Origin of the sequence: Isoptericola sp. NPDC060185, from assembly GCF_042728595.1 — a bacterium.
GTDB lineage: Bacteria > Actinomycetota > Actinomycetes > Actinomycetales > Cellulomonadaceae > Isoptericola.
Genome location: NZ_JBHWYY010000108.1, coordinates 1 through 10,244, shown reverse-complemented (window position 1 = coordinate 10,244; position 10,244 = coordinate 1). Strand labels below are relative to the sequence as shown.

12 protein-coding genes are annotated in these 10,244 nt (G+C 74.7%); 6 read left to right on the top strand and 6 right to left on the bottom strand.

Annotated elements, in window-relative coordinates:
* Positions 1–59: 59 nt before the first annotated feature.
* Together ACFWDO_RS20270 and ACFWDO_RS20265 are read right to left on the bottom strand one after the other, a co-directional pair.
* A complete protein-coding gene (locus ACFWDO_RS20270; RefSeq protein WP_380324885.1) occupies positions 60–932 on the bottom strand; it encodes an ABC transporter permease subunit in 873 nt (290 codons plus the stop codon).
* Entirely contained in the window at positions 929–1,870 is a 942-nt protein-coding gene (locus ACFWDO_RS20265; RefSeq protein WP_380324888.1) for an ABC transporter ATP-binding protein, read from the bottom strand. The genes ACFWDO_RS20270 and ACFWDO_RS20265 overlap by 4 nt, the downstream gene beginning before the upstream one ends.
* A 236-nt stretch (positions 1,871–2,106) precedes the next feature.
* On the opposite strand from ACFWDO_RS20265, the gene ACFWDO_RS20260 reads away from it, so the two are divergent.
* Positions 2,107–2,997: a Bax inhibitor-1/YccA family protein gene (locus ACFWDO_RS20260; protein WP_380324891.1), complete on the top strand. Its 891-nt coding sequence runs from the start codon at positions 2,107–2,109 to the stop codon at positions 2,995–2,997.
* Positions 2,998–3,074: 77 nt separating this feature from the next.
* On the opposite strand, the gene ACFWDO_RS20255 is transcribed toward ACFWDO_RS20260, so the two are convergent.
* Genes ACFWDO_RS20255 through ACFWDO_RS20245 form a run of 3 tightly spaced genes read right to left on the bottom strand, consistent with a single transcriptional unit; the run spans position 3,075 to position 5,336 of the window.
* The gene (locus ACFWDO_RS20255; RefSeq protein WP_380324894.1) at positions 3,075–3,809 is read right to left on the bottom strand and encodes a hypothetical protein; all 735 of its coding nucleotides are present in this window, start codon (positions 3,807–3,809) and stop codon (positions 3,075–3,077) included.
* Entirely contained in the window at positions 3,806–4,456 is a 651-nt protein-coding gene (locus ACFWDO_RS20250) for a TetR/AcrR family transcriptional regulator (protein WP_380324897.1), read from the bottom strand. The genes ACFWDO_RS20255 and ACFWDO_RS20250 overlap by 4 nt, the downstream gene beginning before the upstream one ends.
* Positions 4,449–5,336 carry an alpha/beta fold hydrolase gene (locus ACFWDO_RS20245; RefSeq protein WP_380324900.1) on the bottom strand — a complete coding sequence of 296 codons (888 nt, stop codon included), beginning with the start codon at positions 5,334–5,336 and terminating at the stop codon, positions 4,449–4,451. The genes ACFWDO_RS20250 and ACFWDO_RS20245 overlap by 8 nt, the downstream gene beginning before the upstream one ends.
* Positions 5,337–5,486: 150 nt before the next feature.
* Here ACFWDO_RS20245 and ACFWDO_RS20240 point away from each other — a divergent pair, with 150 nt between their 5' ends.
* The 3 genes from ACFWDO_RS20240 to ACFWDO_RS20230 all read left to right on the top strand — a co-directional run bounded on the left by ACFWDO_RS20240 (position 5,487) and on the right by ACFWDO_RS20230 (position 7,743).
* Positions 5,487–5,915 (top strand): YciI family protein, encoded by a 429-nt coding sequence (locus tag ACFWDO_RS20240; RefSeq protein WP_380324903.1) that lies wholly within the window; start codon positions 5,487–5,489, stop codon positions 5,913–5,915.
* Positions 5,916–6,001: 86 nt separating this feature from the next.
* A complete protein-coding gene (locus ACFWDO_RS20235) occupies positions 6,002–6,439 on the top strand; it encodes a YciI family protein (RefSeq protein ID WP_380324906.1) in 438 nt (145 codons plus the stop codon).
* On the top strand, positions 6,436–7,743 hold the full coding sequence (locus ACFWDO_RS20230; protein ID WP_380324909.1) for an RNA polymerase sigma factor: 1,308 nt from the start codon (positions 6,436–6,438) through the stop codon (positions 7,741–7,743). The genes ACFWDO_RS20235 and ACFWDO_RS20230 overlap by 4 nt, the downstream gene beginning before the upstream one ends.
* A gap of 23 nt (positions 7,744–7,766) precedes the next feature.
* On the opposite strand, the gene ACFWDO_RS20225 is transcribed toward ACFWDO_RS20230, so the two are convergent.
* Positions 7,767–8,726: a DMT family transporter gene (locus ACFWDO_RS20225; RefSeq protein WP_380324912.1), complete on the bottom strand. Its 960-nt coding sequence runs from the start codon at positions 8,724–8,726 to the stop codon at positions 7,767–7,769.
* A gap of 82 nt (positions 8,727–8,808) precedes the next feature.
* Here ACFWDO_RS20225 and ACFWDO_RS20220 point away from each other — a divergent pair, with 82 nt between their 5' ends.
* Positions 8,809–9,717 carry a LysR family transcriptional regulator gene (locus ACFWDO_RS20220; RefSeq protein ID WP_380324915.1) on the top strand — a complete coding sequence of 303 codons (909 nt, stop codon included), beginning with the start codon at positions 8,809–8,811 and terminating at the stop codon, positions 9,715–9,717.
* Positions 9,718–9,783: 66 nt separating this feature from the next.
* Positions 9,784–10,185, top strand: coding sequence for an FKBP-type peptidyl-prolyl cis-trans isomerase (locus tag ACFWDO_RS20215; protein ID WP_380324918.1), 402 nt, complete (start codon positions 9,784–9,786; stop codon positions 10,183–10,185).
* Positions 10,186–10,244 lie beyond the last annotated feature (59 nt).

The window sequence follows — 10,244 nt, the reverse complement described above, 5'->3', positions numbered from 1 at the left end:
GGCCCTGTTTCGCGTCGAAACAGGGCCAAGATCCCGCTCACAACACGCGGTGGTGCTCCTCAGGCGTCGCGGCGCTTGAGGGTGATCGCGGCGGCGACCAGCAGGACGACGGTGTACCCGGCGAGGACGGCGTAGCCGACCCACGGGTCGAGCAGGGCGTCGGTCGGGGCGCCGCGGGAGATGACCCGCTCGCCGGCGACGCTGGGCAGCAGCTTGTTGACCCAGTCGGTCCACGCCGCGTCGGTCGCCTGCACCACGATGCTGAAGATCAGCGGCACCACGAAGAAGATCGCGACGATCGTGAAGATCGCACCCGCGCTGTGCCGCATGAGGGTGCCGACCGCCAGGGAGAACGCCGCCACGGTGGCGAGGTAGAGCACGCAGCCGAGCAGCGCCCGCACCTGCTCGCCGTCGGACAGGTCCACGCTCATCCCGGCGTCCTCGAGCAGCGGCGCCGTCGAGACGTACGCGATCGCCAGGGCGATCGTCACGACCACGGCGGTGGCGAGCACGATGACGACCAGCTTGGCCCACAGGACGGGCAGGCGCCGGGGCACGGCTGCGAACGTCGACCGCACGGTGCCGGTGGAGTACTCGCTGGTGACGATCAGCGTGGCCAGCACGCCGACGGCCAGGGCGCCGAACGAGTAGCCGAACGTCACGATCGTGGTGCCGGTGAGCCCGATCGCCTGCAGGCCCGGGTCCTGGGACATCCCCTCCGACATCTCGGGTGTCTGTGCCGCGACGCGCATGATCGCGGCCATCATCAGGGCGAGGCCGACCATGACGACGGCGGTGATCACCACGGTCCACACCGTCGGGCGCAGCGTGCGGAACTTGATCCACTCGCCGCGCAGCACGCGGCCGAACGTGACGCGGTGGACGACGACGGCGGGCGCGGTGTCGTGGGCCGGCGCGGTGGCGGTGCTCATCGGGGCGCTCCGTCCTTGGCCGGGGCCCCGACCGGGGACTCCGTCTGGTACTCGACGGCGTCGGCGGTCAGCGCGAGGTAGGCCTCCTCGAGCGTGGACGAGACCGGGGTGAGCTCGTGCAGCACCAGGCCGCCGGCCGCGGCGAGCTCGCCCACCCGGGCGGCCTCGAGGCCGGTGACGTCGAGGGCGCCATCCTCGCCCGGCGCGACCTCGCCGCCCTCGCGCCGCAGGGCGTCGGCGAGGTCGGCGGCCTGCGGGGAGCGCACGCGCACGGTGCGGCGGGACGCTCCGTCGACGAGGGACTGCACGGGTGTGTCCGCGAGGATGCGGCCCTTGCCGATGACGATCACGTGGTCGGCCGTCAGCGCCACCTCGCTCATGAGGTGGCTGGACAGGAAGACCGTGCGGCCCTCGGACGCCAGGTACCGGGCCAGGTTGCGCACCCACAGCACGCCCTCGGGGTCGAGGCCGTTCACCGGCTCGTCGAGGATGAGGGTGCGGGGGTCGCCGAGCAGGGCGACCGCGATGCCGAGCCGCTGTCCCATGCCGAGGGAGAACCCGCCCACCCGCTTGCGGGCCACGGTCGTGAGGCCGGTGAGCTCGACGACCTCGTCCACCCGAGCCGGGCCGATCCCGTGCGTGGCGGCCAGGGCCTGCAGGTGCTGGCGCGCCGTCCGGCCCGGGTGCGCGGCCCTCGCCTCCAGGAGCGCGCCCACCTCCGCCAGCGGCTCGGTGTGCTCCGCGTACGGCCGGCCGTTGACGGTGACCGTCCCCGCGGTGGGCCGGTCGAGGCCCATGATCATGCGCATCGTGGTGGACTTGCCGGCGCCGTTCGGGCCGAGGAAGCCCGTCACGGTGCCCGGCCGCACGGTGAACGTGACGTCGTCCACCGCGAGCTTCGGTCCGTACCTCTTGGTCAAGCCGTGTGCTTCGATCATGTCGCCCCAGGGTGTGGTGGCGCCGGTCCGGCGTCGGACGGCGGTGCGGCGGGGAGCACGGTTCGCCTTCGAGCCTACGGCCGGGTCACGTCTCCGTCTCGATCGGGGCGGGTGATCGTGGGAACGTCTCGTGCTCCCCGTGCGTTCCCTACGATGGATCGCACGGCCAGCGACCCGGCACTGCGCGCGCGACGACCCGTCGTCGGGCACCCGGCAGCCGCGACCAGGAGGAGTTCATGAGCAACCCCGTCTTCTCGAACAGCGACGTCTTCGGCGAGCCCCGCCGCAACGGCGCGCGCCAGGGTGCACGTCCTGGGGGTACCACGACGGCGCAGCCGCAGTACGGGCAGGTCGCCTACGGAACCACCGCGGGCACCACCGGCGCGCAGGCCGCCGACGCGGCGTCGCTGGAGAACATGTACGGCGCGCCGTCGGCCACGACGGCCGACACCAAGCGCCTCACCTACGACGACGTCATCATCAAGACCGGCGGTCTGCTCGCGCTCCTGATCGCGGTGGCCGCGGTGACGTGGAACGTGATGCCGCAGCTGTGGCCCGTCGGCATGATCGCCGGGCTGGTGCTCGGCCTGGTCAATGCCTTCAAGAAGAACCCGAGCCCGGCGCTCATCATCGCGTACACGGTCGCGGAGGGCGTGTTCCTCGGCGGCATCAGCATCGCGTTCGCGCAGATCGCCGTCGGGAACTCGGGCGAGCCGCTGACGGGCATCGTGCTGCAGGCCGTGATCGCGACGATGGCGACCTTCGCCGCCGCGCTGTTCCTGTTCAAGTCCGGCAAGGTCCGCGTCACGCCGAAGTTCACGCGCTGGCTGCTGGTGGCGATGGTCGGCTACCTGGCGTTCTCGCTGATCAACGTGATCCTCACGTGGACCGGGCTGGTCGAGGGTTGGGGTCTGCGTTCCGGCCCGATCGGCATCATCGTCGGCCTGGTGGCCGTCGGCCTCGCCGCGATGTCGCTGATCATGGACTTCGACTCCATCAAGCGCGGCGTCGAGCAGGGCGTCCCGGCCAAGTTCGCGTGGTCGGCGGCATTCGGGCTGATCGTGACCCTGGTCTGGCTGTACCTGGAGATCCTGCGCATCCTGGCGATCCTGCGCGGCGGCGACTGACCCTCGCCCGCACCACGGCCGACGGCCGGTCACCCCGCGGGGTGGCCGGCCGTCGTCGTGCCCGGGGCGGGCCGGGCTCAGCGGCGGTCGCCGAGGCGGTGCACGGCCCAGGCGACGAGGCCCAGGCCGACGGCCACGAGGACGCCGTGCCCGACGCGCACGGCGGGGGCGGTGAAGAACTGGGGCAGGTAGAGCAGCAGGCCGGCGGCGAGGACGACGCCCGCCCAGCGCGGGGCGGCCCCGCCGCGCCACAGGGAGACGGCGGCGAGCACGCCGGCCGCGGCGACGAGCGCCAGGCCTAGGCCGAAGAGGGTCATCGCGGCGGGCTGCTCGCGCAGCGCGTCGACGTCGGCGAGGAGGGCGGTGTCGCCCGTGCGCAGCGCGGCCTGGGCGATCGTGCGGATGCCGAAGATCTCGGCGCCGAAGTACAGGGCGCTCATGCCGGCGCCGGCCCACGCGGTCACGACCGCCGCCGTCGCCGCCCGGGCGCCGGGCCGGCCACGCAGCAGCGCGCGCACGCCCAGGAGCGTCGGCGCGAGCAGCCCGAGCCCGGCGATGCCGCACAGGTGGGCGAGCACCCAGTGGTCGGACGCGAACCCGGCGGCGAGCGCGAGTGTCGGCACGGACTCGTCCGGCCACGGCCGCAGCGCGGGGAACAGCAGCAGGAGCACGCCGGCGGCGACCGCCCCGGCGACGGTCCAGCGCGCGACGGCCGGGCGCGCCACCGCGGGGGAGGGGGCGCCCTCGTCGGGCCGCGCACCCTGGCGAGCGGACGGCGCGGTGCGGGCGACGGGGTGCGGTGCGGCGGTCATGGCTGCTCCTTCGTGGGGGCCGGCGAGGTGGTGGTCAGCGACGGGGCGTCCGACGACGCGTCGGCCAGGGCGCTGACCCCGGCGACGAGCATGTCGACGAGGACGTCGAAGCTGCGGTCGAGGTCCTCCGGGAGGCGGAAGCCGCCGCCCAGCTCGAGGGCGACGAAGCCGTGCACCCCCGCGCGCACGACGCGCACCGCGTCGATGGTGCGGTCGTCGGGGAGCCCGAAGCCGCGCAGCACGGCGGCGACGAGCGCGACCACGCGGGCCCCGGCGGCGCGGTGCTCGGCGTCCTCGACGGCCTCGGGGTCGGGGTCGGGCGCGAGCTGGACGGCGGCGTACCGGCCGGGGTGGGCGAGGGCGTAGGCCCGCCACGCGCCGGCGAGCGCCCGCAGGGCGTCGGGCCCCGCCCGGCCGACGGTCGCGGCCGCGCTCGTCGTCGTCAGTTCCTCGAGCGCGACCAGCGCGACCTCGCGGCGCAGGGCGGCCAGCGAGCCCACGTGCTTGTAGAGGCTGGGGGTGGCGACGCCGGCGCTGGCCGCGACCTTCGCGAGGGTGAGGTCCGCGAGCCCGGTCGGGCCGCCGGCGTCCACCTGCTCCAGCGCGAGGCGCACGACGGCGTCGCGGGACAGCCCGGCCCTAGGCACGGGAACCCCGCCCGTCGGTGCCGTTCTCCTGAGGGGCAAGGTCGGCGGCGGGGAGGCCGGCGAGGAACTCCACGACGGCCGGGGTCACGACCTCGGGCGCCTGGTGCTGCGCGTAGTGGCCCACGCCAGGCACCAGGAGCCCCTGCCCGCCGAGGGCCTCGTGCATGTCGGCGAGCGCGGCGCCGGCGTCCTGGTAGTCGGGGTCGAGCTCGCCGACGACGACGAGCGACGGCGCCTCGACGGCGGGGACGAGCGGCTCGATCACGGAGTGGTCGAGCGCGACGGCCAGGTCGCGGAAGGAGCGTAGGTGCGCCGGGTCGCTCATGCTGCGGCGGATCTCGGCGACGTGCTCCGCGTGCCGGGCCCCCTTGCGGCCCTTCGCGAACATCGACGTGTACAGCCAGGCCCAGGCCGCGCCGCCCCACGGGCGGACGAACAGCGCGCGGTACAGCGCGCGGTTGAGGCGCAGCTGGCCGGGGGAGGCGGCCTCGCGCAGGTGCGGGGCGAGCAGCACGAGGGCGCGCACCAGGTCGGGGCGCTCGGCGGCGGCCCACACGGCGGCCGAGCCGCCCATGGAGCTGCCGACCAGCACCGCGGGCCCGGCGTCGAGGTGCTCGACGAGGGCCACGAGGTCGGTGCCGGTGGCGACGTCGCCGTGGGTGCGGAAGGTGGTGTCGGAGTCGCCGTGGCCGCGCAGGTCGGCGACCACCACGCGGTGGCCGGCGGCGACGAGCGCGGGGACGAGGTCGTCGTAGGTGGAGCGGAGGTCGCCCATGCCGGGCACCGCGACCACGAGCGGGCCGGTGCCCGCGTCCGTGTAGGCGATGCGCCCCTCGGGGCGGGCGAGATACCGGATCGACGCGGTCGGGGTGATGTCCATAGCCATTAAGCTAATGCCGTTAGCCGAAGGGCGCAAGAGGCTTCTCGAAAAAAGTTCCGCGCCCGTGTCGATCCCGTCGTTCCCCGTTCGACCTGGGGATGAGAAGGTCGCCCAGGGGGGCGACCCGCGCACACGACAGGGAGCACGACGATGGCCAAGTACATGCTGATCATGCGGTCCGACGACGCGTCGCAGCGCGCGTTCCAGGAGTCCGGCCTCAGCTTCGACGACATGCTCGAGCGGATGGGCCGCTACAACGACGCGCTGATCGAGGCGGGGGTGCTGGTCGCCGCCGAGGGGCTCGAGGAGCCGGAGAAGGGTGTCGTCGTCGACTACTCGGGCGCCGAGCCGGTGGTGACCGACGGGCCGTACGGCGAGACCAAGGAGCTGTTCAACGGCTACTGGATCCTCGACGTCGACACGATCGACGACGCCGTCGGCTGGGCCAAGAAGGCGCCGCTCGCCGGCCCGGGGATGAAGGCCGAGATCCGCCGCATCCCGTCGATCGACGAGTTCCCGCAGGACAACGAGTGGGTGCGCCGGGAGCGCGCCTGGCGCGAGCGCACGCACCAGCTCTGAGCCGGCGAGGCGCAGACGCGCCGACCACCCACGAACGACAACACACACCCACGAACGACCAACGACGACCGGACGGAGTGACCACGATGCCGAAGTACATGCTGATCATGCGCGGGACCGACGAGGGCCAGGCTGCCTACGAGCAGCTCGACTTCACGGAGGTCATCGCGGCGATGGGCCGCTACAACGAGTCGATGATGGACGCGGGCGTCCTCGCGGCGGGCGAGGGCCTGTCCGACGCGTCCGAGGGGTCGGTCGTCGACTTCTCCTCCGAGACGCCCGTCGTCACGGACGGCCCCTACGGGGAGACCAAGGAGCTGTTCAACGGCTTCTGGATCGTCGACGTCGCCACCAAGGAGGAGGCGATCGAGTGGGCCAAGCGGGCGCCGCTCAGCGGCCCGGGCACCAAGCTCGAGGTGCGTCGCGTCAACGGCCCCGAGGACTTCCCGCAGGACGACGAGTGGGTGCAGAAGGAGGAGGGCTGGCGCGAGGAGCAGGCTCGCCGGACCCAGCAGGCGCAGTGAGCCCGAGCGCACCCGACGGGGGCCGTGCCGACGACGGCGCGGCCTCCCGTCGCGCCGTCGAGGCGGTGTGGCGCATCGAGTCCAGCCGGATCGTCGGTGCGCTCGCCCGCTACACCAACGACTTCGCGCTCGCCGAGGACGTCGCGTCCGAGGCGCTCGCGGAGGCGCTGGTGGCCTGGCCGAGGGACGGCGTGCCGCGCGACCCGACGGCGTGGCTGCTGGCCACCGGCCGGCGTCGGGCCATCGACGCGTTCCGCCGCCGGGCCGGGCGCGACGAGCGGTACGCCGCGCTGGCCCGGGACCTCGGGGAGGGTGGCGTGGTCACGGGCGCGGGAGCGGCCGACACGGGCGACGACCTGCTGTGGGACCCGGACCGGATCGAGGACGACCGGCTCGCGCTGCTGTTCGTCGCCTGCCACCCGGTGCTCGCCAAGGAGGCGCGGGTGGCGCTGACCCTGCGGGTGGTGGGCGGCCTGACGAGCGAGGAGATCGCCCGGGCCTTCCTCGTGTCAGTGCCGACCGTGCAGGCCCGCATCACGCGGGCGAAGAAGACCCTGGCCGCCGCGCGCGTGCCGTTCGAGGTGCCGACCGCGGCGGACCGGCCCGAGCGCCTCGGCTCGGTGCTCAACGTCCTCTACCTCATCTTCTCGGAGGGCTCGACGGCGTCCGCGGGCGACGACTGGATGCGCCCGGACCTGGCCTACGAGGCGGTGCGGCTCGCCCGCGTCCTCGCGCGCCTCGTGCCCGACGAGCCCGAGGCGCACGGGCTGCTCGCGCTCCTCGAGCTCACCGCGGCGCGGTTCCCTGCCCGGACCGGCCCCGACGGGGAGCCGGTGCTGCTGGAGGACCAGGACCGGCGGCGGTGGGACCGGTCGGCGATCGGCCGCGGGCGGGACGCGCTCGCCCGCGCCGTCGCCGTCGGCCGCGGCCTCGGCCCGTACGGGCTGCAGGCGGCGATCGCCGAGCAGCACGACACGGCCCGCTCCGTGGCGAGCACGGACTGGGAGCGGATCGTGCTGCTCTACGAGGCGCTGGGCCGCGTGGCGCCGTCGCCCGTCGTCGAGCTGAACCGGGCCGTCGCGGTCGCGATGGCGTCGGGGCCGGCCGCCGGGCTCGCCGTCGTGGACGACCTCGTCGCCCGCGAGGTGCTGTCCGGGTCGTACCTGCTGCCGTCGGTGCGCGGCGAGCTGCTGGCCCGGCTGGGGCGGAACGACGAGGCGCGCGGCGAGCTGGAGCTCGCCGCCCGGCTGTGCGGCAACGCCCGCGAGCGCGGCGTGCTGGAGGCCAAGGCCGCCGCCCTCTGACCCGCGACCTGTCAGGGCCAGGTTCACGTATTCGTGCGCGTGGCTCTGGCAGGTCGGCGGGGGAGGGTGGCCACGGCGACGCCGGCCAGCGCCAGCACCCCGCCGAGCAGGACGACGGGCGCGGGGACCTCGTCGAGCAGCGCCCACGACAGCAGCACGACCAGCGGCGGCACGGCGTACGTCGACGCGGCGGCGCGGCCGGCGCTCACGCGGGCCAGCGCGTAGGCCCAGGTGCTGAACGCGATCGCCGTCGGGAACACGCCCAGGTAGACGACCCCGAGCAGGGACGACGTCGGCGCGGCCGCGGCCTGCGTGACGAGCGCCGGGAGGAACGGCAGCGCCGCGACCGTGCCCGCGAGGCACCCGAGCCAGGTCATGGTGAGCGCGTCGACGTGGGGGAGCAGGCGCTTCTGCAGCGTGGCGGCGCCGGCATACAGGACGGCGGAGGCGAGGCCCAGCACCACGCCCGCGACGTCGAAGCGGCCCGAGGTTGTCGCGACCGCGATGACGACCACGCCCGTGAACGCGACGGCGATGCCGGCCAGCAGGCGGCGCGGGAAGCCCTCGCGCAGCAGCACCCCGGCCAGGACGGCGACGAGCATGGGTGCGATGCTGACCAGCAGGGCGGTGGTGCCGGCGTCGAGGTGCTGCTCGGCCGCGTTGAGCGTGAGGTTGTAGGCGCCGAACCAGGCGACGCCCCACGCCAGCACGAGGACGAGCGCCCGGCCGCGCGGGAGGCGCACGGGGGCACGTCGGCGCAGGCGCGCGACGCCGAGGATCACGGACAGGGCGGCCGTGCCGACCGCGACCCGGCCGAGGGTGAGCGCCCCGGCGTCGAGGTCGTGCCCGACGGCGCGCACGCCGACGAACGCCGACGCCCACAGCACCACGGTCACCGCCATCGCCGTGGCGGTGAGCGCGCCGACCCGGGTCGGGCGGGCGGGGTCGGCGACGCTCGTCGCGTCCGGGGTCCTCGTGGTCATGCGCCGATCGTGCCCCGCCATGACCCGTGAGCACCAGTTCAGATATCTACCGAACGCTTCAGTCCCGCTGTAGTGTCACGCCATGCTCGACGTCCACCGCCTCCGTGTCTTCCGTTCCGTGGTCGCCAGCGGCTCCGTCGCCGCCGCGGCCGGCAACCTGGGCTACACGCCGTCCGCCGTCAGCCAGCACGTCGCCGCGCTGCAGCGCGAGACCGGGCTGCGGCTGCTCGACCGGCACGGCCGCGGCGTCCGGCCGACGGCGGCCGGCCTGGCGCTCGCCGCGGAGGCCGACGTCGTGCTGTCCCGGCTCGGCGAGGTCGAGACGTTCGTGGCCGACCTGCGCGCCGGCCGCACCGGCACGCTGTCGATCGCGTACTTCGCGTCCGTCGGGGCGGCGTGGTTGCCGTCGGTCGTCCGCACGCTCACCACCGAGTACCCGGGCGTGCGCCTCGCCCTCGAGCTGCGCGAGGACGTGGCGACCGACGCGGCGCAGCGCCCGGACCTGCAGCTCGTCGTCGCCGAGTGGGGCGACACCCCGGAGGCTCCGCGGTTCACCTCCCACCACCTGCTCGACGACCCGTACGTCGCCGTCGTGCACGCGTCGCACCCGCTCGCCGGGCGCGACGAGATCGAGCTCGCCGAGCTCGCCGGCGACCGGTGGGTCGACAACGACTTCGCGCGCGGCTGGTGCCGCCGCAACCTCCTGGAGGCGTGCAGCGCCGCCGGGTTCAGCCCGACGTTCGCCGTCGAGGCGCACGACTACCCGACGGCGCTCGCGTTCGTGGGCGCGGGCATCGGCATCACGGTGCTGCCGGTGCTGGGCGCTGCCCACCTCCCGACGGGGACGGTCGCGGTGCCGACGGTGCGGCCCACGCCCACGCGGTCCATCCACGCCGTCGTCCGCGACGCCGCCGCCGACACCCCGCCCGTGCGCGCGGCGCTGGCCGCGCTGCACGAGGTCGCCGGGTCGTCGGCGGCGTCCGCGACGTAGGCTGGACGACGCACTCCCGCGGTGGCCCCGCCCCGCGGAACTCCCGGACGAAGACGAGGTACCCCTGTGACCACGCTCCCCACCGCCACCGGCGGCTTCGGCGACAAGCCCCAGATCACGTTCCCGGAGGGCGACGCCCCCGCCGGCCTGCAGGTGCAGGTGCTGACCGAGGGCTCCGGCCCGGTGGTCGACGCCGGCCGCACCATCGTCGTGAACTACCTGGGTCAGACCTGGGGCGGCGGGGTGTTCGACAACTCCTACGACCGCGGCCAGACCATCGACTTCCCGATCGGCGTCGGCGCCGTCATCGGCGGCTGGGACAAGGGGCTCGTCGGCCGCAACGTCGGCGACCGCGTGCTGCTGTCCATCCCGTCGGAGCACGGTTACGGCCAGCGCGGCGTGCCGCAGGCCGGCATCCCCGGCGGCGCGACGCTCGTCTTCGTCGTCGACGTCGTGGACGTGCGCTGACCGCACCCTGCCCCGCCGAACAGGCGGTTGCGCACGTTCTGGGCTGCCAGAACGCGCGC